The sequence below is a fragment of the Sorangium sp. So ce726 genome (assembly GCF_051521405.1).
GTDB lineage: Bacteria > Myxococcota_A > Polyangia > Polyangiales > Polyangiaceae > Sorangium.
In genome coordinates, this window is record NZ_CP150349.1 from 11,669,182 (window position 1) to 11,694,110 (window position 24,929).

The following is a 24,929-nucleotide window of genomic DNA, read 5'->3' on the forward strand; positions in this document are numbered from 1 at the left end:
GTTGCCCGAGGGATTCGAACGACAGGAGACATGACGATGACGACGCGAACGATTGGTTTCTGGGCCGCGCTCTCGATGACCCTCATCGCCTGCGGGGCGCCGGAGGGGACGACCGAAGGGACCGGCGACGACGGCGAGATCGCCGCGGCCGCGCAGGCGCTCGAGGGGTTCACGTTCGACTCACGGGAGCTCGCCACGGCGCCCGCCGCGAGGCTCCCGGAGGCCCGGCTGACGCTGCGCTCATTCGATGACGCGCTCATCCAGCGCTCGCTCATCGGGGCCGATCAGCAGTTCACGCCGCTCAGCGAGCTGGGGCGCCGGACGGAGCACGAATCGGCGGACTGGACCTATGAGAAGGACCCGTCGAGCGGCCAGGTGCTCGTCCTGCGGAAGACGCCGAGCGGGCCGCGGATCTCGCCGGACGAGGCGCTCCTCCGGCGGAACGCGCTGGCGCGGCTGAACAGCTGGGGCATACCGAACGACGAGATCGGGGCCGTGGTGCAGCGGAGGACGCTGCGTGAGGACCAGGACGGAACGGCGGCTTCCGCCCCGGAGGTCCATCGTTACAAGACGTTCGTGTTCCGGGCCGTGAACGGCGTCCGGGTCCAGGGGCACCGCGCGGTCGTGACCCACACGCTCGATGGGACCTTCAACCGCGCCCTCATCCGCTGGCCCGCCATCGCCTCGACGGGCCATCGGCTCCGCACCGCGCTCACGGCGCCGGAGATCGAGCGGCGCGCCGTGGAGGCGCTCTCGGCAGAGGGGGAGAGAGGCGGCAGCGTGCGGCTGCGCTGGAAGTACGTGGCCACGCCCCTCACGAGCGGAGAGGTGACCCTGACCCTGACCGTGGGCGCGATCCTGGGCGCCGAGGCCACACGCAGCGGCGTCACCGAGGAGCCGCGCGAGGTCGACATCGACGTCGCCGCGCTGTGACGGGCGCGCCGGAGGAGAGGCGCCCCGCGCTGGACAGCGCGCGGGCGCGGGCCGCGCGAAACCGGATCGCAATGATTCGGCGCTCGCTGGTTAACCGCGGCGGACCCGTGTGGCGAGGCCGTCAGGAAAACGCGTGGGCAACTCGCCGCATCGATCGCGCTCCACCGCCGTACGATCCAAGCCGCATCGTTGATCCAGAGCCGCGCAGTCGGCCAGAACACACGAGTTCGGGTGGCGGTGCGCCCGTCATCGCGCATATAGTAAAGACCATGGGTGCGGCCAGGAGCAGCGGTCAAGACCCCCTCATCGGCGCGACGATCGCCGATCGATATCGGATCATCTCGCTCATCGCGCGAGGGGGGATGGGCAGGGTCTACAGGGCAGAGCAGTTCGCGCTGGGCCGGATCTGCGCCCTCAAGCTGCTCCTCCCCGATGAGCGCCGCGAGCAAGATCCGGAGTTTTTTCGGCGCTTTTCGCGCGAGGCCGCGACCGCGGCGAGGCTCACCCACCCGAACTCCGTCACGGTCTTCGATTACGGCCGGGACGATCCGCGCGGGATCTACTTTATCGCCATGGAGTATATCGCCGGGCGCACGCTCCACCGCGTGCTCCACGACGAGGGCGCGCTCCCGGAGGCGCGCGCGGGCCGGATCGCGCGGCAGATCTGCCGCGCGCTCGCCGAGGCGCATGGCCTCGGCCTCGTGCATCGGGATCTCAAGCCGGGCAATGTGCTCCTCGTCGACCAGGAGGACGAGAAGGACTTCGTCAAGGTGCTCGACTTCGGCCTGGTCAAGGACGTCTCGGGGCGGCAGCTGGACGAGCTGACCCAGAGGGGCCTGTTCATCGGCTCTCCCAAGTACACCGCTCCGGAGCAGGCGATGGGCGACGAGCTCTCGCCGCGCGCGGACATCTATGCGCTCGGCGTCCTGCTCTACGAGATGCTCTGCGGCAGGGCGCCGTTCGACAGGAAGGTGGCCTCAGCGACGCTCATGGCGCACGTCAGCGAGCCGCCGCCGCCGCTCGCGGATGGCGCCCAGGGCGCGCTCGCGTCGCCGGCGATGACGGCCATCGTGATGCGGTGTCTCGAGAAGAGCCCTGACAGGCGCTTCCAGTCGATGAGGGAGTGTCTCACCGCGCTGAAGAGCGCGGCGGGCGAGCCGACCGACGGCTCGCGGGCCTCGGTCCCGGACCGCCTGTCCCTGGCGCAACCCGGGGGCGCGCTGCCCTCCGCGCCGTCGATCTCGGAGCTCCGCATCTCGGCCTTCTCGCCCTCTCCCGGCGAGCCGCTCGTGTCGCTTCGCTCGGCGCAGCTCGACTCGCTCTCTCCACCGCAGGCTCCCGCGACCTTCAGCGGCTCCGTCGCGCCGCCCCGTCACTCGACCGTGTCCCTCTATCTGGTCGCGCTCGTGGCGGCGATCGTCGGCGGGGGCCTGGTGCTGGCGCTCGGCTGGCGCGGGCAGGACGCCACGAGCACCCCTGCCGCCGTCCAGGCCGCCCCCGTGCCGATCGCCGTGCCCGTCGAGGCATCGGCGGGCGCGGAGCCGGGCGCGGCGGCGGAGTTCAGGATCGTGAGGATCGAGAGCGCCCCACCCGGCGCCCGCGTCTCCGACCGAGGGACGGAGGTCTGCCTGGCGACGCCGTGCCGGCTCGTGCTGCAGGGCGCCGGGAGCAGGGCCGAGTACCGGCTCCAGCTGACCAAGCCCGGCTACAGGCCGGCCGTGCTGCTCGTGCGCCCGGAGGACGAGACCGCCTCGGCGGAGCTCGTCGCGTTCGCCGCGGCCCTCCCGGCGGCCCCGGCGCCGGGGTCGCAGCTGGCGGCAGGCGCGCTGCCGGAGCCAGCGCCGCCGGCAGAGTCGGCGCCCGTGGAGGCGGGCGTCGCCCCCGCGGTGGCAGCCGAGCCCGGCGCTGCCGCGATCAGCGCAGCCGAGCCCGGTGGCGCCCCCGCGGCGGCAGCCGAGCCCGATGCCACCGCAGACGGCACGGCCGAGCCCGGCGCCGAGCCGAGCGCGGTCGCTCTACCGGCGCCTCCAGCGCCCGGACCCGCCGCCGCGCCTGCGCCCGCCGCCCCCGAGATCCTGCGTTTCCAGGAAGGGATGACCCGCCCCGTGCCGCTCGCGGCGCCCGCGGTGGTCTACACGCGGGAGGCGCGGCAGGCGCACGTCGAGGGGACGATTCTCGCGAAGTGCGTGGTGACCACGGCTGGCAGCCTCACCGGCTGCCGGATCGTCAGGGGCGTGCCCCACATGAACGACGCGGTCCTCGCCGCGCTCGCGGCGAGCCGCTACCAGCCGGCCACCTACCAGGGCAGGCCCGTCAACGTCGACTACGTGTTCTCGATCAAGCTCGTGCTGCCCTGAGGCGCTGGCGGCGCGGCCGGCCCTGAGCAAAGACCCTGGCCGAGAGGCAAACGACCACGTGAACGCTCATGGCAGGAAGGGTTCGGTTTGCGCTGGGCTGGTCCTCTGTCTCGCGGCGCTGCTCGGCTGCTCGCGGGAAGAGACCTCCCAGCCGGCCGCTGGGAGCGGGGCCACGCGGCCGCCGGCGCTGCGGGCCGAGGTCGAGCCGGCGCCGGAGGGCGGCGAGATCGCGGCGCTGGTGCAGCAGGCGCGGGAGCGCGCGCGGCGGGAGGGCCGCGAGCTCGTCGTCTACGTGGGCGCGACCTGGTGCGAGCCGTGCACGAGGTTTCACGACGCCGTGAAGGCCGGCCAGCTCGACGCGGTCCTGCCTGCGCTGCGCCTGCTGGAGTTCGACCTCGACCGCGATCGGGATCGGCTCGCCGAGGCCGGCTACGCGTCGAAGATGATCCCGCTCTTCGTCGTGCCCGGCGAGGACGGCCGGGGAACGCCCCTCCGCATCGAGGGATCGGTGAAGGGCGAGCGCGCGGTGGACGAGATCGTGCCCCGGCTCGCGGCCATCCTGAGCCGAGCGCGGGCCTCGGCGCGGTGATCCTCGCGGCGCGCCGGCCGCCCCGCCCGCGCGAGCGCCGCCGCGTCGCGGTGCGCGTCGGCGTCTCGGTGGACGCGCGGAGGCCGCGGCACCATGGAAGGGACCTCATGAGGACCGCCGCCCTGCTGCTCGCAGCCGCCGCCGTGTCGCTCGCCGCGGGCTGCCGCAACGGCGCCGGCAGCGAGCCTGCCCAGCCCATGCCGAACGTCACGCCGATCGACACGCGCGCCTCCGCCGAGCCGGCAGTGGACGACGAGCCGCCCACGCCGCGGCCCCCGAAGGAGGCCGATCCCACGAGCACCGACACGTTCGAGGGCACCGCGGGCGCCACCGACAAACCGCGCGCCGGCGCGAAGGTCGCGGTCCTGCGCGACGTGCGAGCAGCCCGGCACGACCACTACGACCGCGTCGTGTTCGAGTTCGAGGGGGACGCGGTGCCGGGCTACCACATCGATTACATCGACAAGCCGGTGCGCCAGTGCGGCTCGGGCGAGGCGACGGAGATCGCGGGCGACGCATGGCTCGCGGTGCGGATGACCCCCGCGGCGGCGCACAACGACGCGGGGAACGCCACGGTCCCGTTCCGCGAGCGGAAGCTCGCGCTCGGCGTGGCGCGCGAGATCGAGCGGACGTGCGACTTCGAGGCCGAGGTGACCTGGGTGCTCGGGGTCTCGTCGCCGAACCGGTACCGCGTCCTCGAGCTGACCAAGCCGGCGCGGCTCGTCGTCGACGTGAAGCACTGAGGGCGCTGAGGCCGCGTCCACGGCACTGCGGCGGCTCGCCGCGCCGCGGGCATGCCGGATGACGCGCGAGCGCCTCCCGCCGCTCAGCCGTCCAGCGCGGGCCCGGGCTCGCCGTGTCGCGCCGGCGGCGGAGGCGCGTCGGCCGCCTTCGGCGGGGGCAGCCTCCGCGGCGGCACGACGACCTGCTTCGGCGGCGCGGCGGGGCCGCTGGACGCCCGCGGGATGTTGTAGACGCGCTTCGCCTGGATCGCCGTGGATCGAAGGCCGTTGGCGCGCTTGATCGCCTCCACGGTGGTGCCGTACTGCCGGGCGAGCGAGCCCAGGGTCTGCCCCTTCTTCGCTGTGTGGCGCACGTACTGCGACGTGGGCTTGATCGCCCCGCGCTTCACGAGCAGCGGATACGCGCGCGCGGCCGACTCCTGCGCGATCGGGCTGTAGAACCGGACGTGGATGTGGTTCGCGTGCCCCCGGGCGTGGCGGACGAGCGGGCGCGGCTTCCTCGACCCAAGCTGGAAGACCTCGTCGAGCCAGTCCTTGTCCTCCCCGATCTTCAGCGCGTACTCCTTGAGCAGGCGCTGCACGCTGCTGTCGATGAGGATGAGCTCCACGTCGGTCTCGGTGACGAGCGCCCGGACGAAGGCCCACGTCCGCTCCCGATCGAGGTTCGCCGCCGTGGCCCGCTGGTACCAGCGGTGCCGGGCGTCGAGGAAATAGCTGATGTCGACGTCGCGCCCGGCCTGGTGGCTCTTGTGCGGCGAGAGGCGGCCGCCCTCCCGGGCGCTGATGTGCCCGATGTAGAGCTTCGGGCTCCCCGGGAACTGCCGGTGCACGTCGGCGATCGCCCGGTCGATCGCGTCGATCGTCTCGCGCGTCCCCCAGGCGTGGGCCGGATCGACGAGCTCCCACCGATCGCCCTCGGGCATCCGGACGCCGTTGAACAGCGCGCCCGCGTTGGTGGCGCCCAGCGACATCGGCCCGAGCGCCGCGGGGTCCTTCGAGAGCAGCTCCTCGATCTGGGCCTCGGTCATCGCCGAGAGCGGCGAGTGCGCCCGCGCCCCGGTGCCCGGATCCGCCGGCAGCTCCAGGCCGTCGTCGACCTCACCGCCGTCGTCGTCGACCTCGACGTCGTGGGCGTCCGCGAGCGCGGCCTCCTCCTCCGCCGTTCCGAGCGCGGGCGAAGGCGCGGCGCCGCGCTGCTCCGAGGACACCCCGGAGGCCACGCGCAGCAGGCTGTCCTTGGACCGCGCCGCCTCCGGCGCCCTCCCGGCGCAGCCCGCGAGGAGGAGGGCGCAGAGGACGGAAACCAAGGTGCTGCGCCCCATCGCGGGCCACTATACTGACACGAGGGAGCGACGCCAACCGCGGCCCCGCGCTCGCATGCGGCGCGCTCCACGCGACGCGCGTTCAGCGCAGGCCTGGATTGCGGGGCGTTGTGCGGCGTTGCGCGATGTTTTGCAGCGGCGCTCTCGTCCGCGCACGAGGACGTTGCCGCCGCCGCGTCGGCGGCTACATGCTGCCCTCGTGCAACCGTCCCAGCGGAGCGGCCGCCCCGATCGGGCGGCCCGGGGGGCAGCCGCGCCGGCGCCGACGCCGGGGCCGGACAACGCGCCGCGCCACGACGAGCGCGGCGAGCGCACGGGCGGGACCGGCGAGCGGCAGCCGGGCGGCGGAGGCCAGCAGAAGCTCTTCTCGGCCCGGGAGGTGGCGGGCAACGGGGCCGCGACGGTCGAGGGAGAGGTCGTCCGCGTCACGTACGAGAGCGAGTCGAGCGGCTTCCGGGTGCTGCGGGTGGAGGTCACCCCCGGCGCCCCGCCGGAGGTCTGGGTCGGCGTGTTCCCGCAGGTCGGGCCGGGCACCCGCGTGCGCGCGACAGGGCGCTACGAGCGCGATCCGAAGCACGGCGAGCAGCTCAAGGTCGAGACCCTGCTGCCGATTGCCCCCGCCACGCTCGATGGGCTCGAGCGCTACCTCGGGTCCGGCATGGTGCAGGGCATCGGCCCGGCGTACGCGAAGCGGATCGTGGAGGCGTTCGGCACGGAGACGCTGGAGATCCTCGACCGCTCGCCGGAGCGGCTCGCCGAGGTCCCCGGGCTCGGCCAGCGGCGGGCGCAGGCCGTCGCGAAGGCGTGGGCTGCGCAGCGGGCGATCGGGGCCATCATGATCTTCCTCCAGGCGCACGGCGCCTCCCCGGCGCTGGCGAGCCGCATCTACAAGCGGTTCGGCCCCCACGCGATCGACATCGTCTCCCGCTCCCCGTACCGGCTCGCGCTCGACGTGTGGGGCATCGGCTTCAAGACCGCCGACCGGATCGCGCGCTCGATCGGCGTCCGGGCCGACTCGCCGGAGCGGGCGCAGGCGGGCGTGCTGCAGACGCTGGTGGATCTGTCGACGCGCGGCCACACGCTGGCGACGCGGCCGGAGCTCGCGGAGCTCGCCGCGGCGATGCTCGAGCGCGACGCCGCCGAGGTCGACAGCGCGATCGACGCGCTCGTGGCGAGCGGCCATGTGCGGGTCGAGGCGCTCGAGACCGGCGAGGTGGCCGTCTACCCGAAGGACCTCTACGAGGCCGAGGTGCGGCTCGCGCGCCGGATGCGCTCCTTGCTGGGCGACGACGAGGACGACGCGGCGCCCGAGGCGCGCCTCGTGGAGGGCGTCGACGCGGCGATCGCGGCGTTCGAGGCGAAGACGCAGGTCTCGCTGGCGCCTGCCCAGCGGGACGCCGTGGCGCAGGCGGCGCGGAACAAGGTGCTGGTCATCACGGGCGGCCCGGGCGTGGGCAAGACGACCATCGTCCGGGCCATCCTGGCGCTCTTCGACCGCGCCCGGCTCCCGGTGCGGCTCGCCGCGCCCACGGGCCGCGCCGCGAAGCGGATGAGCGAGGCGACGGGGCGCGAGGCCGTCACGCTCCACCGCCTGCTGGAGTTCGATCCCAAGCAGCGCAAGTTCGGCCGCCAGCGGGGCCGGCCGATCGAGGCGGGGGCCATCGTGGTCGACGAAGCGTCGATGCTCGACCTGGCGCTCGCCGACGCGCTCCTGCAGGCGACGTCCGACGCGGCGCGCCTCGTGCTGGTGGGCGACGTCGATCAGCTCCCGTCGGTGGGGCCGGGCGCGGTGCTGCGGGACGTGATCGCCTCCGGCGAGGTGCCCACGGTGCGGCTCACGCAGATCTTCCGCCAGGCCGAGGGCAGCCTCATCGTCCGGAACGCGCACCGGATCCACGACGGCGAGCCGCCGGAGGGCGCGCGCGGGCCCGGCGGCGAGTTCTACGTGATCGAGCGGATCGAGGCCGAGGCGGCGGCGGATCTGATCCTCCACCTCGTGACGGAGCGCATCGGCAAGGGGTTCGGGCTGGATGCACGGCGCGACGTCCAGGTCCTGACGCCGATGCACAAGGGCGAGGCGGGGGCGATCAACCTGAACGCGCGGCTGCAGGCGGCGCTGAACCCCGAGGGCCCGAGCGTCACGCGCGGCGCGCGGACGTTACGGCTCGGCGACAAGGTGATGCAGCTCCGCAACGACTACGACCGTGAGGTGTACAACGGCGACGTCGGCTTCATCACCGACGTGAACACCGAGGAGCGGAAGCTCCAGGTCCGCTTCGACGATCGCGAGGTCAGCTACGAGGAAGCGGAGCTCGACGAGCTGACGCTCGCCTACGCGACGAGCATCCACAAGAGCCAGGGGAGCGAGTATCCGGCGGTGATCGTGCCGATCCTCACCCAGCATTTCGTGATGCTGTCGCGCAACCTCATCTACACGGCGGTGACCCGCGGCAAGCGGCTCGTGGTGCTCGTGGCGGATCCGCGGGCCGTGTCGCTGGCGCTGGCGGAGACCCGCCGTGAGGAGCGCCGCACGCACCTCGCGGAGCGGCTGCGCGGCGGCGCGCCGGCGCGCTCCGGATCGGCGCGCACGCTCGATGCACCTCTCGCCGCCGGCCCACGACTCGACTAGGACAGCGCTGAAGAGGGCGAGCGAGATGGGCGTCCGAGACGGCGATAGCGACAGCGAGCACGACAGGGATCACACGAGCGACCGCGAGGCGGCGACGGCGACGCGAACCGCAGCGGCGCAGCCGACTTCAAGCGCGGGAACCGCGGCGAGGTTCACCGTGGCGACGCGTGGAAGCGCGGGTGGAATCACGGGCGGAAGCGCCTTTGACCCGAACGCGATGGCCGCGGTGAGGCCCCGCGCGCTGCGAGCTCCCCCGTTGCCCGGCTCGGCCCTCCCTGCTAGCGTTCGCGCCCCTTCTACACGAACTACTGCCCCCATCATTTCGGCGCGTAGGGTACCGGGGCGAGGCTGGGCGATGCCTGCGCCTCGGCGCGCGTGGGGGAGAGATCTCGGAGCATCGACGATGACGACCAACGGACAGCAGCAGGCGGGTGGGCTCAACATCACCGGAGGGGCGGCGATCGTCGCGCCCGTGAGCGCGTTTCCGAACGGCGTGCCGGGGAACGCGCTCATCGTCATCCCGATGAACAAGCCGACCGACGAGCTGAAGGGCCTGCTCGAGCAGGGTCCCGCGGCGGTGACCCTCGAGCAGATGTGGCAGCTCCTCGGCTTCAACGGGCCGGCGGTGCAGGTGCAGGACGATCAGGGGCGCCCGATCGCGATCGGCCTGGAGGACCTGCTCGCGGGGCTCGAGAAGCACTGGACCGAGCAGCCCGACGACCTGAACCGCGGGCGCATCTACGCGCAGGAGCTCCTCAAGCACAACCGGCTGGCGCGCGCCGAGCAGGTGCTCTCGAAGGTGGTCGCGAAGGGCGGCACGGGCGACGACTGGCTCGCGCTCGGCATCGCGCAGCTCTCGCAGGACAAGCACGACAAGGCCGAGGGGACGCTCAAGGGCGCTCAGAACCTGCTCAAGGACAACCCCTACCCCTCCCTGCACCTCGCGAAGCTCTACCAGGCGCGCAAGGACGACGCGAAGGAGCGCGAGTTCATCGAGAAGGCGCTCGCGATCGACGTGGACTGTATCGACGCGTGGGCCTACCTCTTCCAGTACGAGAAGCAGCGCGGCGACGAGGCGAGCGCGGTCGCCGCGATCGAGAAGTTCTCGGCCGACAAGAAGACGGCCGCGCCGTACATCGCGATCCAGGGCTTCTACGCGGCCAACGAGGAGACGCGGGACAAGGCGGTCGAGTACGCCAAGAAGGCGGTCGCGCTGAACCCGGACAGCCCGCTGGCGCTGCTCTGCCTGTCGGCGCTCTACGGGCAGAAGAACGACCTCGAGGCGGTGGTCCGCCTGCTCCAGCCGCACGAGGCGAAGATGAGCCGCGACGTGCGCCTGGCGAACAACTACTTCGAGGCGCTGTTCCAGTCGCGCCAGCTCGAGAAGGTGACCAAGCTGCTGAATGCCCTCGCAGGCTCTCCGAACAAGGAGGTCAAGCAGTTCGCCATCGAGCGGTCGCGCGCCGTTGCTCAGTACCTGCAGCAGCAGCAGCAGCAGCTCGCCGCGGCGGCCCAGCCGGCGCAGCGCAAGACCTGACGCGCACGTAGGCGTGGGGGAGCGCTGAGCGGCGCTCCTCCGTAGCCCCCGGCGCTCCCCGTCCGCCGGCGCTCAGCGACCGAAGGCGCGGCGGATGGCTTCGGCGATGCCGCCGCCCACCAGGCCGTCGGCCTTCAGGCGGTCCGTCGCCGCCTGCTTCACGTGCTCGGGCGCCTGCGCCATGGCGAACGATCGCCCCGCAACCTCGAACATCGGCACATCGTTGAGCCAGTCGCCGACGACGACCACGTCCGACAGCTCGCAGCCGTGGTGCTCCGCGAGCCACGCGATCGCCGTCCCCTTCGTCGGCCCAGCGGCCCGGACCATCATCGCGAAGAGGCTCGTCTGGTCGTCGCGCATGAGGGGGAACGAGACGACGAAGGCCGCTTCACCGAGCTCGGATCGGACCTCCTCGACGGCCGCCGCGACCTGGAGCTCGCTCCCGAGCGCCACCAGCGCGAGCAGGCCATGCTCGTGCTCCCAGTAGGGGTGCGACGAGACGCGCTCGACCTCGGCGATGGCGGGCGACCAGCCCCGGACATAGTGGACGTGCGGCGCGCCGGTCGCGTCGTGGACGATGCTGTCCTGCGCGAAGAGGAACGACGCCGTCGCGTGCCGCTCGGTGATCGAGCGCAGGAGGGACGCCTCGGCGCCGGAGATCGTGCGCGAGTACAGGTGCGCGTCGCCCTCGGTGTGCACGATGTGGCTGCCATCGACGCACGCGATGGGGCCGACCACGCCGATCCGCCGCGCGACCTCGCGCGTCCCCGAGTACAGACGTCCGGTCGCGATCGAGACCGGGACGCCGGCATCCTGGAGCCGCTGGATGGCGCGGAGGTCCTCGTCGTGGATGGACCCGTCACGACGGACGAGGGTCCCGTCGACGTCGAGGGCGAGAAGCTTGTAGGTCGTCACCGCGCTTGAGTAACTCGGGAGCGCGTGGAGCGCAGCAGGCGGGACTGGATGGGACGGATCAGGGCGCCCTCCCGGTGAGGGAGGCTCAGGAAGCCGGGTAGACCGACACCTGCTTCTTGGTGTTGGACTTCCACTCGTACGTGACGACGCCGTCGACGAGGGCGAAGAGCGTGAAGTCGCGGCCGGTGCCGACGTTGTGGCCGGCGTGGATCGAGGAGCCGACCTGCCGGACCAGGATGTTGCCAGCGCGCACGGGCGCCCCGGCGTACACCTTCACCCCACGGCGCTGCGCATTCGAGTCACGGCCGTTCCTGGAGGAGCCGCCGCCTTTTTTGTGAGCCATCTCTGCTTCTCCTGCTAGGCGGTGATGCCGGTGATCTTGAGCTCGGTGTACGGCTGGCGGTGGCCGTTCTTGCGGCGGTAGTTCTTCCGGCGCCTGAACTTGAAGACCACGATCTTCTTGCCGCGGTCCTGCCCGGTGATCTCGGCGGCGACAGATGCGCCGCTCACGAGGGGCTTGCCAATCTTGGGAGAGTCACCGCCGACGAGGAGCACCTCGCTGAAGGTGACCTTGTCACCGGCATTGCCGACAAGCTTCTCAACCCGGAGCTTCTGACCTTCGGCGACCCGATACTGCTTGCCGCCCGTCTTGATGACCGCGTACATGGTGCGTCTTCCTCAACCTGGGGACCGCGATCCCTCGCCATACGCCACGCAAATGGCCCTCGGTTGGAGGGCCCGGTGAACGAGGGAGCGGCAGTATACGGACCTTCTCCAGCTTGGCAAGTGCTTCGCAGCGGCGTGGCCCAGGTTCTTCACCTGGGGCCGCGCCCGCGGCCTCCGCACGCGGGCAGGGCCCTGGAAAGCCCCGGGCAGAGCGCAGCCCGGACCGCGCGCCCGGCAGCGGCGCGGTCCGCTCGCCGCTCGCCCAGCGCCTGTTTCGCCCTCACGCCTTGGTGAAGACGAACTTCTCGTCGGCCACGTCGACCTGCATCGTCTGGCCGGGCTGGTAGCCGCCGGCGAGGATGGTCTCGGCGAGCGGGTTCTGGAGCTCGCGCAGTATCGCCCGCTTCAGCGGGCGAGCGCCGAGGCTCGGCTCGTAACCGAGCTCGACCAGCCGGGCCTTCGCGGCGTCCGTGAGGGCGAGGCGGATGTCCTTGTCCGTGAGCAGTTGCTCCAGCCGACGGAGCTGGATGTCGACGATGCCCCGGAGGTCCTCCTTGCTCAGCGCCTTGAAGACGACGATGTCGTCGACCCGGTTCAGGAACTCGGGGCGGAAGAACCCGCGCAGCTCCTCGAGCAGGACGTCGCGGATCGCCTCGCGCCCGTCCTCCGTGGCCCAGAGCTTGGCGTCGGTCTCGAGCACGCGCTTCGACCCGATGTTCGAGGTCATGATGACGACCGTGTTCGAGAAGTCGGCGAGCCGCCCGCGGCCGTCGGTGAGCCGGCCGTCGTCGAGGATCTGGAGCAGGAGGTTGAACACGTCCGCGTGGGCCTTCTCGACCTCGTCGAACAGGAGCACGCTGTACGGCCGGCGCCGGGCGGCCTCGGTGAGGAAGCCGCCCTGCTCGCTGTCCGCGTAGCCCGGTGGCGCCCCGATCAGGCGCTGGGCCATGTGGCGCTCCATGAACTCGCTCATGTCCATGCGCGTCAGCGCCTGCTCGTCGTCGAACAGGAACTCGGCGAGCGCCTTCGCGAGCTCCGTCTTCCCAACGCCGCTCGGCCCGAGGAACAGGAACGAGCCGATCGGCTTGCCCGGATCACGCAGGCCAACGCGCCCGCGGCGCACCGCCTTCGCGATCGCGCGCACCGCCTCGTCCTGACCCACCACCCGCTGCGCGAGCCGCGCCTCCATCTTGAGGAGCTTCTCGGCCTCGCCCTCGAGCATCTTGGCCACCGGGATGCCGGTCCAGTCGTTGAGCGTCGCCGCCACGTCCGACTCGCCGACGACGTTCGAGGTCGGCGCGACCCCCTCCCGCTGCGCGGCCTCCTCCGCGGCCTGGAGCCGCCGCCTGATCTCCGGGAGCGTGACGTGCTCGAGCTCGCCGATCTTGGCGAACGCCTTCTCGCGCTGGGCAGCCTTCAACGCCTCCGTCGCGGCGACGAGCTCCCGGCGGATGGCCTGGCACGCCGCGATGACGCCGCGGCGCGACGCGTTGCGGCTGCGCATCGACGACGCCTTCGGCTCGATCTCCGCGAGCTCCGCTTCCAGCCGCGTGCGGGTCTGGACGCTGAGCTTGTCGTCGTCGTCCGCGAGCGCGGCGATCTGGGCGCGGAGCGCGTCGACACGCCGGGTCAGCGTGTCGAGCTCGGCCGGCACGCCGTCGACCTCCACCCGCTTGCGGGCGGACGTCTCGTCGAGCAGGTCCACCGCCGTGTCGGGGAGCGCGCGGTCCGAGATGTACCGCTTGGCCAGCGCGACCGCCGAGGTGATGGCGCTCTCCCCCACGCGGACGCGGTGGTGGGCCTCGTACTTTGTCGCGATCCCGCGCAGGATCTCCGTCGCCTGATCGATGCTCGGCGCCTCCAGCGTGATCGTCGAGAACCGCCGGATGATCCCGGGATCGCGCTCGTTGATCTTGCGCACGCCCTCGGTCGTCGTCGTGGCGATGATCCGGATCTCCCCGCGCGACAGGAGCGGCTTCAGGAGCTCGCCCACACCGGCGCCCTGCACCCCTTGGCCGAACAGCGCGTCGAGATCTTCGACGACGAGGATGCTCTCCGCGTCCTGCTCGCCGCGCAGCCGATCGACCAGGACCTTGAGGCGCTGCTCGATTTCCCCGCGGAGCTTCGCCCCGGCGACCAGCGCGCCGGTGTCGAGCTCGTAGAGGTGGGCGCCCGCGAGGTTCGTGGGCACGTCGCCGTGCGCGATCCGGTCGGCCAGGCCCCGGATGAGCGCGGTCTTGCCTACACCGGGCTCGCCGACGATGAGGGGGTGGTTCTTGAACCGCCGCTCGAGGATCTGCAGCAAGCGGCGCGCCTCGACGTCACGGCCGATGACCGGGTCAAACCGCCCTTCACGCGCGTCGGCGACGAGGTCCCGCGTGTAGGGCGCGGGTTGACCCGGCTCGGCCGCGTTGGCCGGCGCGGGCGAGGGCTCTCGCGAGGCCGCTTCCAGCGCCCCGAGGTGCGGCCGGAACGCGCCCGGACCGATGCCGAACGAAGAGAGGATCTCCCCGGCAGGCCCGCGGATCTCCTGGGCGAGCGCGTGCAACAGGTGCTCGATGCCCACGTTCTGCGACTTGTCCCGGGTCGCCTCCCGCTCAGCGCGCCCGAGCAGATCGAGCAGGCGAGGGCTCACGTACGCAACGCCGCTGCTGCCCGCCCTGGACAGCTTCTTCAGGGCGTTCTCGGCGAGCTGGAGCACCTCGTTCGGGTCGGCACCGGCCCGCCGAAAGACCTCGGACACGCCCCGGTCGCGCTCCAGCAACCTCATGAGCAGGTGCAGCGGCGTGACCTCGGCGTGCTGGCGCTCGTCCGCGATCTGCTGTGCGCCGGCAACGACCTGCTTCGCGTCGCCGGTATAGCGATCGAGGTGAATCGTGCCCTCTTTCTCGGCCATGCGCGCAGCCTACCGCAACGTAGAGCCCTGCGCGCTTGCATCTTTGGCCTGCCCGGGAAAGGAAAGAGAGCGAGATGCCCATGCAAGCAGCCGAAGTCACCATCTACGTCACCGACTACTGCGCATACTGCGCCATGGCGAAGCGCCTGCTGACGCAGAAGCAGGCGCGCTTCACGGAGATCAACGTGGAGAACCGCGACGACCTCCGCGCCTGGCTGGTCAAGGCCTCCGGCCAGCGGACGGTTCCTCAGATCTTCATCAATGGAGCCAGCGTCGGCGGATTCAGCGACCTCTCGGCCCTGGACAAGGAGGGGGGGCTCGATCCGCGCCTCGCCGAGGCGCCGAGCGCCGACGCACCTCCCATGCCGCGCTGAGGCGGATGAGGGTGGCTGAGGTACGACGGAGAATCCTCGTCGGACGCATCCCTGGGGCCCCGCCGGCGAAGATGCACCCCGGCATGAGGAGGTGATAAGCTGCCGCGCGGGGACGGGGCGCAGCTTTCTTTGATGCGGTTCGTCCAAAGGGCTTCACGGGCTTCGTCTGCTTCCCCCACGTCGAACCGCCATGCCTAGCAGCACCGACACCACCGCCGCAGCGACCCAGCCGGTCGAAGGGGCGCTCGTCGGAAAGCGGGTTCAGAAGTACGAAATCGTACGGACGATAGGGCGTGGCGGGATGGGCGTGGTCTACGAGGCGGTGAATACCGCCATCGGGAAGCGCGTCGCGATGAAGTTCGTCGACGCCGATCTCGCGCAGAACAAGGACGCGGTCGCCCGGTTCCACCGCGAGGCGCAGGCGGCCAGCGCCGTCGAGAGCGCGCACATCGTCGAGATCTTCGACGCCGGCTTCGCCGACGATATCCCCTTCCTCGTCATGGAGCTGCTCCGCGGCGAGGACCTGGGCCACCGCATCCGGCGCTGCGGCAGGCTCGATCTCGGCGAGGCGCTCCATGTGACCGCGCAGCTCCTCCGCGGCCTCCACCGCGCCCACGAGGCGGGCATCGTCCACCGCGACCTCAAGCCGGACAACGTCTTCCTGGTCGACCGCGACGACGACCCGAACTTCGCCAAGATCCTGGACTTCGGCATCTCGAAGATGCGCCGCGCCGACGGCGCTCCGGCCCACACGTTGACCCGGCAGGGCACCGTGCTCGGAACGCCGTTCTACATGTCGCCGGAGCAAGCGCAGGCGCTGCCCGACGTGGACGGCAGGACCGATCTCTGGGCCGTCGGCGCGATCCTCTACGAGTGTCTGACGGGGCACCCGCCGCACAGCGGCAGCTCGTACGAGCAGGTGATCGTCAACATCTGCATGAAGGACGCGCTGGACGTGCGGATGAGCAACCCGGCCGTCCCCGAGCCGATCGCGCGCGTGATCGCGAAGGCGCTCACGCGGGACAGGGACGCGAGGTTCTCCTCCGCGCGAGATTTCCTGGACGCCCTGGTCGCCGGCGCCGGCGGGCTCCTCGCGTCGCGGCGCAGCTCGAGCGACGAGCTCGGAGCGCACACGACGAGCGCTCCTGGCGCCCTCGGGCAGACGCCGGCGAAGCAGACCCCGGGGGATCCGAGCATCGGGCTGGATCCGACGCTCGAGGTGCCCGGGAGCGGCTCGAAGGTGGGCTGGTCGAGCAGCGGGCAGACGGGGGCTCGCGGCCCGCGGCGGCTCGCGTTCGCCGCGGTGGCGCTGGTCGCGCTGATTGGCGGGCTCGCCGGCGCGGTCCTTCACGCGCGCCGCTCGCCGGAGGCGGGCACCGTAGCCACCGCGCCTGCGCTGCCCACCCAGGTCTCCGTCGAGCTCCGGACGAACGCCGAAGGCGCCCTCTTCACCGTCGACGGCGTGGCGCTGGCCGACCGCACGCTGCGCGGCCGCACGGGCGAGACGAAGCGCGTGCGGATCGAGGCCTCCGGCTACACGCCCGTGGACAAAGAGGTGACGCTCCAGGACGGCAACTCCCCGATCGATGTCCTGCTCCACCCGCTGCCGGCGGCTGTGACACCGGCGCCGCCTCCGGCCGAGGCCACGGCTGCGGCGCCCGTCGCGCCGACCCCGGCGCCCAAGGCCGAGCCGATCCCGAAGAAGGCGACGGCGCTCCCCTTCGCGGCGCGCCCCAGGGGCGCGGGCGCCGGGGCGAAGGCCGCCGGTCCGGCGCAGGCCACCCCGGCGGTTGCGACGCCGAAGCCGGCGGGGGTCGCGGCTGGTTTGCAGCTCAAGGTCGACTGAGGCGGGTTTGGGCAGATCACACGGACGACTCACGCTGGCGCTCTGCGCGGCGACGCTCGGCCTGACCGTGCAGCTCTCGCCGGCGCTCGCGCAGGTCGAGCCGTACCGGCAGCACATGGAGAACGGCATCAAGCTGTTCCAGGACAGGAATTACCGGGCCGCGGTCGTCGAGTTCGAGGCGGCCTACAAGGAGAAGCCGAAGGCCAGCCCGCTGTTCAACATCGCGCTCGCCGAGAAGGCCCTCTTCAACTACCCGAGGGCCATCGCGGCGCTCGAGCGCGCGCTCGCGCAGCACCGCGACACGATGGATGAGGGCGACGAGAAGACGGCGCGCAGCGCCATCGAGGAGATGCGCGCGCTCCTCGCCCATCTCACGATCGAGCTCAGCCCACAGACCGCCACGCTGATCATCGACGGCGAGGAACAGCCCCCCTCGTCCTCGGGGACGCGGGTCGTGGAGCTCGGGCCGGGGGTGCACCGCATCGGCGCGCGAGCCGAGGGGCACGCGAGCGCTGACGAGAGCGTCACCGTGGTGAGCGGCGAGCGCGACAAGAAGGTGAAGCTCACGCTGGTCCCGGACAGAGCCCCCGCGACCCCGACGGCGCAGCCGTTCACGCCGCCCCTGCCCCCGCCTCCGCCGAAGCCGATGCCCCTCTCGCTCCCGCCGCAGGGCTACTATGTGATCGGCGCCGCGTCGTTGCTCTGGCCGCTCAGCCACCCGCGAGCCTTCCCGGCGCCGGAGGCGAACAGCGGCGGGGCTGGCTCGATCCGGGTGGGATACCGCGTGAACACCCCCGCGGCGTTCGACGTGATGCTCCAGTACGCGAACATCGCGACCGGCTCGGATGACCCCGCTTACCCGAACGCCAGTTACACGCTCGGCTCGACGCGCCTCGGGCTGAACGTCCGCCTGATGACCCCTGGGCAGACCTGGCGGTTCGTGGGCTCGATCGGGGGCGGTCTCACCTACGATTCCGTGAAGTTCGACAGCATCAAGACGTCGATGGGAGACATCTGCAATGGCCTGTGCCAGAAGGCCGCCGGGGTGAACGCGTTCGTGTTCTCCGAGGTGGGCGTCGAGCTGGACCTCGGGGGCGTGCTCCTCGGGTTCTCGCTCGACAGCTACTTCCAGTCGTCGCGCGGCATCAGCTACAAGAACACCGATCAGGACGACGTCACGCTCTACTCGGCCGTGCTGCTGCAGCTGGGGGGCAGCTTGCACGCCGGGTATGCGTTCTGGTGATCAGCCTCTGCCGATCCCGGGCGCTCGTTCCATCCTTGTTCTGCCGCTTGACGGATGTATCCTCGCACGCCCTCGCGGTGAGCCGTAGAGGGTTCGCCGCGCTCTCCAGCGGGGAGCATGGGCCGGGGATCGGCTGCCGCCGTCCTCTTCAATCACGTCAGCCGGGGATCGGCTTGCGCCATCCCCTTCAACGTCAGCCGGGGATCGGCTGCCGCCGTCCCCTCAAGGGGTGCCATGTCGCAGGATGCCATCACGTCGTTGCTCAAGGAGACGCGCCGGTTCGAGCCGCCGGCCGAGTTCTCGCGTCGTGCGCGCGTCGGCGCGCAGGCGACGTACGAGGCGCTCTACCGCGAGAGCATCGAGCAGCCGGACGCGTTCTGGCGCCGGGAGGCGGGCGACCTCGTGTTCCGCACGCCGTGGACCACGACCAGCGACTGGTCCCTGCCGCACGCCAAGTGGTTCCTCGGCGCCACCCTCAACGTCACGGAGAGCTGCCTCGATCGACACCTGACGACGGCCACCAAGAACAAGGCCGCCATCATCTGGGAAGGTGAGCACGGCGCCACGCGCACGTTGACCTACGCTCAGCTCCACCGCGAGACGCTGCTGCTCGCCAACGCGCTCAAGCGGCTGGGCATCGAGAAGGGGGACCGGGTCGCGATCTACATGGGCATGGTCCCCGAGGTCGCCGTGGCGATGCTCGCCTGCGCGCGCCTCGGCGCGGTGCACACCGTCGTGTTCGGCGGCTTCGCCGCGGACGCGCTCCGCGACCGCATCCACGACAGCCAGGCCAAGCTCGTCATCACGCAGGACGGCGCGTACCGGCGCGGGCAGGTCGTGCCGCTGAAGGCGACCGTCGACAAGGCGCTCGCGCAGCCGGAGGCGAAGAGCGCGACGCGCGTCGTCGTGTACCAGCACCTCGGCCAGGAGCGCTGCGAGGTGCAGATGACGGAGGGCCGCGACGTCTTCTGGCACGACCTGCTCGCCGGGGCCGCCCCCGCCTGCGAGCCGACGATCGTCGACGCCGAGCACCCGCTCTTCATCCTCTACACGAGCGGCTCGACCGGGAAACCCAAGGGGGTGCTCCACACGACCGCTGGTTACCTGGTCGGCGCGCACATCACGACGAAGTACGTCTTCGATCTGCGCGACGACGACGTCTACTGGTGTACCGCCGACGTCGGCTGGGTGACGGGCCACAGCTACATCGTGTACGGCCCGCTCTCGAACGGCGCGACGTGCCTCATGTACGAAGGCGCCCCGAACTTCCCCGACTGGGGCCGCTTCTGGCGGCTGATCGAGAAGCACGGGGTCACCGTCCTCTACACCGCCCCCACGGCCATCCGCGCCTTCATGCGGCAAGGCGACGAGTGGCCCGCGAAGAGCGATCTGTCGAGCCTCAGGCTCCTCGGCTCGGTCGGCGAGCCGATCAACCCCGAGGCGTGGGTCTGGTACCACCGGACCATCGGCGGCGGCCGCTGCCCGATCGTGGACACCTGGTGGCAGACGGAGACGGGCTCGATCATGATGACCACGCTGCCCGGCGCGTCGTTCTCGAAGCCGGGATCGACCGGGCTGCCGATGTTCGGCGTCGTGCCCGAGGTCGTGACGAAGGACGGCAAGCCCGTCGCGGCGGGAGAGGGCGGGCTGCTCGTCCTGAAGCAGGCGTGGCCGTCGATGCTGCGCACGGTGTGGGGCGACGACGAGCGCTTCCGGAAGCAATACTTCAGCGACGTCGAGGGCTGCTACTTCACCGGCGACGGCGCGCGCCGCGACGAGGACGGCTACTTCTGGGTCGTCGGCCGCATCGACGACGTGCTGAACGTGGCCGGTCACCGCATCGGGACGGCCGAGATCGAGAGCGCGCTCGTGTCTCACCCCTCCGTCGCGGAGGCGGCCGCGGTCGGTCGTCCGGACGACCTCAAGGGACAGGCGCTCGTGGTGTTCGTCTCGCTCCGGCCGGGGGTGAAGGCCGGACCGGAGCTCCAGGCAAAGCTCGGCGAGCACGTGGCCAAGGAGATCGGCAAGTTCGCGCGCCCCGACGCCATCCGCTTCGCGGACGCCCTGCCGAAGACCCGCAGCGGCAAGATCATGCGCCGGCTCCTGAAGGACGTCGCCGCTGGTCGAGAGCTGACCGGCGATACCTCGACGCTCGAGGACCTGAGCGTCATGGCGAAGCTCCGCCAGCAAGAAGAGGAGTGAGCCCCGCAGCGGCGCAGGGGCGCGGCCGTGCCCCTGCGACCGACGCGAGGACACCGCGCGCGACGGGGCAGCGCCTGCTCCTCGGCGAGGGGGAGGGAGAGCCCACGGAAGAGCTCGATCCTACGGCTCTTCCGCCGCGCTCGGCCCCGGGAAGAGCGACGGCGGCCTGCGACCGGCATCCCGCCACTTACGGTCGGATCACCTCGTTCGCGCCGGAGAATTTGATCCTCTGCATCGGCGCGGAGGATACTCTGTGGCGAGGGCGCGCTTGGAGCTCGAAGCTGGAACCGTCGTTGCGAACCGGTATCGCGTCATCCGCCAGCTCGGCCGCGGCGGCATGGGCGAGGTGTTCGCCGCGGAGAACATCCGCACCGGCCGCCAGGTGGCGGTCAAGCTCCTGCGCGCCGAGTCGAAGGCCAAGTCGTCCGCGGCCGAGCGGTTCCGGCGCGAGGCGCGCGCCGCGGGCTCCATCAACAGCGATCACGTCACCGAGATCCTCGACGTCGAGGAGGACCCCGAGCACGGCATCGTCCTCGTGTTCGAGCTGCTCGAGGGCGAATCGCTGATCGATCGGCTGAAGCGGACGGGACCGATCGATTTCGAGGAGCTGCACCCGATCATCGAGCAGGTCTGGATGGGGCTCGCCGACGCGCACCGCGCCGGGATCATCCACCGCGATCTGAAGCCGTCGAACGTGTACATCGAGGCGCGCCCCGACGGGTCGAAGCGGGTCAAGATCCTCGACTTCGGCATCTCCAAGCTGCCGAAGGAGATGGGAGCGGAGACCCTGACCGAGATGGGCCAGAGCCTCGGCACGTTCTCGTTCATGCCCCCCGAGCAGATCGGCAAGGCGAAGACGGTCGACCACCGCGCGGACATCTACGCCTGCGCCACGATGATCTACCAGTCGATGAGCGGCCAGCTGCCGTACCAGGCGCGCAACCTGCTCATCATGGTCGAGATGAAGCAGAAGACCGACGCGCGGACGCTGGCCGAGGCGATGGACGGGCCCGTCGACCCGCGGCTCGAGGCGTTCCTCGCGAAGGGGCTGGCGCGGGAGCCCGCGGACCGCTTCCAGAGCGCGCTCGAGGGGCTCACCGCCTGGCGGGAGCTGCGGCCGGCGAGGAGCTCCAGCCATCCGGTCAGCGGCTCACCCATCTCCACGCTGCCGGCGAGCAACGCCTCCGGCAATGCGCGCAGCTCGCCCATCCCGCCAGCGCACCAGAGCTACAAGCCCCCGTCCTCCGGCGCGGTCAAGCTCCCGGTGCCGCCGATCGACCCCATCCTGATCCGCACGGCGACCGACCCGGGGGCGCAACCGCGGGTCGAGACGGGGGTGCGCCCGCATGGCGAGCCTGAGCGGGCAGCCCACCCCCTCGGGGAGCCGCCGCTCACGCAGAACGAGGGTCAGCTCCCGCCTTACATGCCTGGCGGGCGCGCGCCGGGCGGACAGACGGCGATGGCGCCCGTCCAATGGACCGGCCCGAACGGCACCATGGTGCTCAACAACGCGGCCCGAGAGCTCGTGCCCCCGCTCGTGTCCCACCCCGTGACGCCGCGGACGCTCCCGGATTTCTCCGAGGACAGCTCGGGCGGGTCGACGACCGGCCAGGGTCCGACGCTCGTCTACAAACCCGTGCGTCCAAGCATGGGCTCGGCGAGCCCGGCGCCTACCACCGCCGGTGAGCCACAGCCGATCGAGCAGCGGCCTCCGGCGCCGCCGCCAGCGCGGACGTTTCGAACCATCGTCTATGTGCTCGCGGCGATCCTGTTCGCCGTCGTGGGCTTCCTCCTCATGGGGTATGCCCTCGAGTACCTGGACATGCCGAAATAGGCCGCGCGCCGCGGCTCCGCGTTGGATGTGCCGCTCTCCGCCGCGCGAGCGCGCCGCGGCCGGAGCGGCTCACAGCACCGCGTCCGCGGTGCGGCCCTGGGCCGGTGAGCGCCCGGCGGGCAGCGCGATCCGGAACCGCGTTCCCCCCACCTCGCGCGGCTCGCACGAGATCGTGCCGCCGTGCGCCTCGATGATGTCCCGCGTGACCGCGAGCCCGAGCCCCGTACCGCGCTGCTTCGTCGTGAAGAAGGGGTCGAAGATGGACGCGCGCAGCTCCTCCGGTACGCCGGGGCCCGTGTCGTCGACCGCGATGGTCGTGGCGCCGCTCGAGAAGCTGACGCTCACGACGATCTCGCCGCCCTTCGGCATCGCCTCGCGCGCGTTGCGGAGCAAATTCAGGAGCGCCTGACGGATCTGCGACTCGTCGAGGAGGATCTCGGGCCCCGCCTCCTCCACCTCGACGCGGACCGCGACGCCGGCGCGGTCGAGCTCGGGCCTCACGAACGCCACCAGCTCCTGCACCAGGTCGTCCACCCGCTCTGGCTCCAGGCGCGGGCGGGGGCGGCGGGCGACGCTGAGGTACTGCTCCGCGATGCGAGACAGGCGGTCCACCTCGGCCCGGATGGCCGTGACGAGCTGCGCCGACTCCTTCATCACCGGCCTGAGCTCCGCGTCAGGCGTGTCCGCGGCGGAGGCGCGCGCCACCTCCTCCTCGAGCAGCTCGAGGTTCAGCCCGATCGACGACAGCGGGTTCCTGATCTCGTGCGTGACGTGCGCGGCCATCTTCCCGATCGCCGCCAGCCGCTCGGCGTTCACGAGCTCGGCGCGCGCGCGGCGGATCGCGGCGACCATGTCCTCGAACGTCGTCGCGAGTTCGCCGATCTCGTCGTTCGTCGCGAGCGCCTGCTTCGGGGTGAGGTCGCCGCGCGCGACGGCGTTGGCCCGCTCGGTGACCGCGGTCAGCGGGGCGAGCACGCGCCGCGCGTACAGCGACATCATCACGCCGACGAGGAGCGTCAGCACGCCCAGCCCGAGGAGCAGGTGCATCGAGCGCTCCTCGCGCCGCCGCGCCTCGAGGGTGAGGCTCTCCATCTGGTCCTCGACGCGGCTCCTGATCGCCCGCAGCCGCTGCGCGCCCTCGACCTCTCGCTTGACCAGCTCGTCGCGCGTGCGCTCGGCGAGGTCGCGGTCGCCGACGGCGAGCGCCTGAAAGAGCTGAGCGAACCGCTCCGGGCTGGCGCCGACGAGCCGCTCGATCGCCGCCACCTCGGCCGCGACCTCGTCGCTGAACCGGCGGACGCCGGACGACGCGGCTGCCTGCTCGACGCGGGCGTCCCCGCCGGTCGCCTTCTCATCGGCGCCGGCGAGCGCCCGGGCGGCGTCCTTGACGATCGAGAAGGCGAGCGGGCGGGTCCTCCTCGCGGTCTCGATCCACTCGCGCACGTCCCCCGGGTTCTTCGCGGCGGTGATGTGGTTGAGCTGGGCGTTGAAGACGTTCTGCTCGGCCAGGACCTCGCCGATGCGGAGCAGCAGCGGGACGTACCCGGCGCGCAGCAGCTGGGCGTCGCGCGAAGCTGCCCGCAGCGCCTGCACGCTCCAACCGACGGTCAGCGCGAAGGCGGCGAGCACCACGAGGTAGCTCGCGAGGAGCCTCCCCGCGACCGTGCGCCGCTTGTGGGGCGCCCGCTCGTCCGGCCCCGCGGCGCCGCCGCGCGCCTCGTCCGCGGCTGGCGGCGGCGCGGTCATCGCGGCGCGACGGCCCGCGCGACGAGGCTCGCGAGGTCCTCCGCCGGCTCGCCCTGCGTCCTGAACCGCCGGAGGCTCTGCGCGCAGTGCGTCACGAGCAGCCCGCCGCCGAGCGCGCGGTGCTCCGCGATCCTGGCGTCGGCGATGGCGGCGGACGACGCGGGACGCGTGGCGGGCAGGAGGCCGCCGCCGCCGCTGCAGTCGGCGTGCTCGCGGCGGTGGATGAACTCCTCCGGCGGGCGCCCCGTGATGCGGGCGAGGATCTCCCGGGGCGCGTCGTAACGATCGAGGCCGCGCCCGAGCTGGCAGGGATCGTGGTAGCGCACCCGCCGCTCCGAGGTCGATCGCTGCAGCCGGTCGAGCGACGAGCGCGCGAGATCGACGAACAGCTCCGGCGCCTTCACGCTCACCCCCAACCGCGGGTACTCGACGCGCACGGCGCGCGCGCACCCGGGATCGACGGCGACGAAGCGCCCCCCGGGCGCGACCTCTGCGGCGAGCCGCCGCGCGGCGGCCTCGAAGCCCGGGCGATCGCCGGCGTACAGGAGCGGCAACCCGCAGCAGGCGCGCACCGGGCGGGTCGGGGCGCCCGTCAGCGCTTCGGTCGCGTCGAGCGCGTCGCGGGCGACGTCCGGCGCGTGGCGCTCGTAGCCGCACCCGAGCAGCACGTGGACCGCGTCAGGCGCGGCCGCGGCCGACCGAGAGCGCGCGTCGAGCTCACCGGCGCGGCCCTCCTCGCGGGCCGAGAAGCGCTCCGCCACGCGCCTGGCCCCCTCCGGCGCGAGGTCGCGCGCGAAGAGCTCCGCGCGCGCGTCCGTCAGCACGGTGGCCACCTCGTTCTTGTGATCGCAGCGCTCGCGGCACCCGAAGCACGCGGAGCACGCCCAGGCCGGATCCGCGTGGCCTGCGTCGAGCGGCACGTCGCCGCGCGCGGCGAAGTACGCCATCGACATCTTCCCCCACGGCGTCACCGTCTCGTTCGCCTCGACGTTCGACACGGGGCAGGCGGCGCGGGAGAGCTTGGGGCAGTAGACGCACTTCTCGAGCGACGTCCGGTGCGGCTCGAGGAGCTTCAGGCGGAGCTGGGACACCGTTCG

General features: G+C 72.0%; 18 protein-coding genes. 11 read left to right on the forward strand and 7 right to left on the reverse strand.

Annotation, left to right across the window (positions count from 1 at the left end; genetic code table 11):
- Positions 1–36 precede the first annotated feature (36 nt).
- The 4 genes from WME79_RS43515 (at position 37) to WME79_RS43530 (ending at position 4,622) form a co-directional block, all read left to right on the forward strand.
- Entirely contained in the window at positions 37–933 is an 897-nt protein-coding gene (locus tag WME79_RS43515) for a hypothetical protein (RefSeq protein ID WP_437527695.1), read from the forward strand.
- A 269-nt stretch (positions 934–1,202) separates the two neighbouring features.
- On the forward strand, positions 1,203–3,290 hold the full coding sequence (locus WME79_RS43520; RefSeq protein ID WP_437527698.1) for a TonB family protein: 2,088 nt from the start codon (positions 1,203–1,205) through the stop codon (positions 3,288–3,290).
- Positions 3,291–3,348: 58 nt separating this feature from the next.
- Positions 3,349–3,879, forward strand: a complete 531-nt coding sequence (locus WME79_RS43525; protein ID WP_437527701.1) for a thioredoxin — start codon at positions 3,349–3,351, stop codon at positions 3,877–3,879.
- Between the two features lie 107 nt (positions 3,880–3,986).
- Positions 3,987–4,622: an AMIN-like domain-containing (lipo)protein gene (locus tag WME79_RS43530; RefSeq protein WP_437527704.1), complete on the forward strand. Its 636-nt coding sequence runs from the start codon at positions 3,987–3,989 to the stop codon at positions 4,620–4,622.
- An 83-nt stretch (positions 4,623–4,705) separates the two neighbouring features.
- Here WME79_RS43530 and WME79_RS43535 read toward each other — a convergent pair whose 3' ends face one another.
- Positions 4,706–5,944 carry a LysM peptidoglycan-binding domain-containing protein gene (locus WME79_RS43535; RefSeq protein WP_437527707.1) on the reverse strand — a complete coding sequence of 413 codons (1,239 nt, stop codon included), beginning with the start codon at positions 5,942–5,944 and terminating at the stop codon, positions 4,706–4,708.
- A gap of 199 nt (positions 5,945–6,143) precedes the next feature.
- On the opposite strand from WME79_RS43535, the gene recD2 reads away from it, so the two are divergent.
- Positions 6,144–8,573, forward strand: coding sequence for an SF1B family DNA helicase RecD2 (recD2, locus tag WME79_RS43540; protein WP_437527710.1), 2,430 nt, complete (start codon positions 6,144–6,146; stop codon positions 8,571–8,573).
- Positions 8,574–8,976: 403 nt separating this feature from the next.
- Entirely contained in the window at positions 8,977–10,110 is a 1,134-nt protein-coding gene (locus WME79_RS43545) for a tetratricopeptide repeat protein (protein ID WP_437527713.1), read from the forward strand.
- A gap of 72 nt (positions 10,111–10,182) precedes the next feature.
- Here the strand turns inward: WME79_RS43545 and WME79_RS43550 are convergent, their stop codons facing one another.
- From WME79_RS43550 to WME79_RS43565, 4 genes are all read right to left on the reverse strand, one after another.
- Positions 10,183–11,025 (reverse strand): HAD family hydrolase, encoded by an 843-nt coding sequence (locus WME79_RS43550; protein WP_437527716.1) that lies wholly within the window; start codon positions 11,023–11,025, stop codon positions 10,183–10,185.
- 85 nt (positions 11,026–11,110) lie between these two features.
- A complete protein-coding gene (rpmA, locus tag WME79_RS43555) occupies positions 11,111–11,368 on the reverse strand; it encodes a 50S ribosomal protein L27 (RefSeq protein ID WP_012240530.1) in 258 nt (85 codons plus the stop codon).
- Positions 11,369–11,382: 14 nt separating this feature from the next.
- The gene (gene rplU, locus WME79_RS43560; protein ID WP_012240531.1) at positions 11,383–11,691 is read right to left on the reverse strand and encodes a 50S ribosomal protein L21; all 309 of its coding nucleotides are present in this window, start codon (positions 11,689–11,691) and stop codon (positions 11,383–11,385) included.
- 280 nt (positions 11,692–11,971) lie between these two features.
- The gene (locus WME79_RS43565) at positions 11,972–14,587 is read right to left on the reverse strand and encodes an ATP-dependent Clp protease ATP-binding subunit (RefSeq protein ID WP_437527721.1); all 2,616 of its coding nucleotides are present in this window, start codon (positions 14,585–14,587) and stop codon (positions 11,972–11,974) included.
- 80 nt (positions 14,588–14,667) lie between these two features.
- Between WME79_RS43565 and grxC the strand changes: the two genes are divergently transcribed.
- The 5 genes from grxC to WME79_RS43590 all read left to right on the forward strand — a co-directional run bounded on the left by grxC (position 14,668) and on the right by WME79_RS43590 (position 22,086).
- Entirely contained in the window at positions 14,668–14,961 is a 294-nt protein-coding gene (grxC, locus tag WME79_RS43570) for a glutaredoxin 3 (RefSeq protein ID WP_437527724.1), read from the forward strand.
- 190 nt (positions 14,962–15,151) lie between these two features.
- Positions 15,152–16,807, forward strand: coding sequence for a serine/threonine-protein kinase (locus tag WME79_RS43575; RefSeq protein ID WP_437527727.1), 1,656 nt, complete (start codon positions 15,152–15,154; stop codon positions 16,805–16,807).
- Positions 16,808–16,814: 7 nt separating this feature from the next.
- Positions 16,815–18,050: a hypothetical protein gene (locus WME79_RS43580; protein ID WP_437527729.1), complete on the forward strand. Its 1,236-nt coding sequence runs from the start codon at positions 16,815–16,817 to the stop codon at positions 18,048–18,050.
- 234 nt (positions 18,051–18,284) lie between these two features.
- Positions 18,285–20,252: an acetate--CoA ligase gene (gene acs, locus WME79_RS43585; RefSeq protein WP_437527732.1), complete on the forward strand. Its 1,968-nt coding sequence runs from the start codon at positions 18,285–18,287 to the stop codon at positions 20,250–20,252.
- A 268-nt stretch (positions 20,253–20,520) separates the two neighbouring features.
- Positions 20,521–22,086, forward strand: coding sequence for a serine/threonine protein kinase (locus tag WME79_RS43590; RefSeq protein ID WP_437527735.1), 1,566 nt, complete (start codon positions 20,521–20,523; stop codon positions 22,084–22,086).
- 69 nt (positions 22,087–22,155) lie between these two features.
- On the opposite strand, the gene WME79_RS43595 is transcribed toward WME79_RS43590, so the two are convergent.
- Together WME79_RS43595 and WME79_RS43600 are read right to left on the reverse strand one after the other, a co-directional pair.
- On the reverse strand, positions 22,156–23,832 hold the full coding sequence (locus WME79_RS43595; protein ID WP_437527738.1) for an ATP-binding protein: 1,677 nt from the start codon (positions 23,830–23,832) through the stop codon (positions 22,156–22,158).
- Positions 23,829–24,923 (reverse strand): (Fe-S)-binding protein, encoded by a 1,095-nt coding sequence (locus WME79_RS43600; RefSeq protein ID WP_437527741.1) that lies wholly within the window; start codon positions 24,921–24,923, stop codon positions 23,829–23,831. The genes WME79_RS43595 and WME79_RS43600 overlap by 4 nt, the downstream gene beginning before the upstream one ends.
- Positions 24,924–24,929 lie beyond the last annotated feature (6 nt).

What these genes read in the sequence shown, in the direction of transcription:
- WME79_RS43515 (WP_437527695.1), top strand. Translation starts at nt 37, where the DNA reads ATGACGACGCGAACGATTGGTTTCTGGGCCGCGCTCTCGATGACCCTC.
- WME79_RS43520 (WP_437527698.1), top strand. Translation starts at nt 1,203, where the DNA reads ATGGGTGCGGCCAGGAGCAGCGGTCAAGACCCCCTCATCGGCGCGACG.
- WME79_RS43530 (WP_437527704.1), top strand. Translation starts at nt 3,987, where the DNA reads ATGAGGACCGCCGCCCTGCTGCTCGCAGCCGCCGCCGTGTCGCTCGCC.
- WME79_RS43535 (WP_437527707.1), bottom strand. Translation starts at nt 5,944, where the DNA reads ATGGGGCGCAGCACCTTGGTTTCCGTCCTCTGCGCCCTCCTCCTCGCG.
- WME79_RS43545 (WP_437527713.1), top strand. Translation starts at nt 8,977, where the DNA reads ATGACGACCAACGGACAGCAGCAGGCGGGTGGGCTCAACATCACCGGA.
- rpmA (WP_012240530.1), bottom strand. Translation starts at nt 11,368, where the DNA reads ATGGCTCACAAAAAAGGCGGCGGCTCCTCCAGGAACGGCCGTGACTCG.
- rplU (WP_012240531.1), bottom strand. Translation starts at nt 11,691, where the DNA reads ATGTACGCGGTCATCAAGACGGGCGGCAAGCAGTATCGGGTCGCCGAA.
- WME79_RS43565 (WP_437527721.1), bottom strand. Translation starts at nt 14,587, where the DNA reads ATGGCCGAGAAAGAGGGCACGATTCACCTCGATCGCTATACCGGCGAC.
- grxC (WP_437527724.1), top strand. Translation starts at nt 14,668, where the DNA reads ATGCAAGCAGCCGAAGTCACCATCTACGTCACCGACTACTGCGCATAC.
- WME79_RS43575 (WP_437527727.1), top strand. Translation starts at nt 15,152, where the DNA reads ATGCCTAGCAGCACCGACACCACCGCCGCAGCGACCCAGCCGGTCGAA.
- acs (WP_437527732.1), top strand. Translation starts at nt 18,285, where the DNA reads ATGTCGCAGGATGCCATCACGTCGTTGCTCAAGGAGACGCGCCGGTTC.
- WME79_RS43595 (WP_437527738.1), bottom strand. Translation starts at nt 23,832, where the DNA reads ATGACCGCGCCGCCGCCAGCCGCGGACGAGGCGCGCGGCGGCGCCGCG.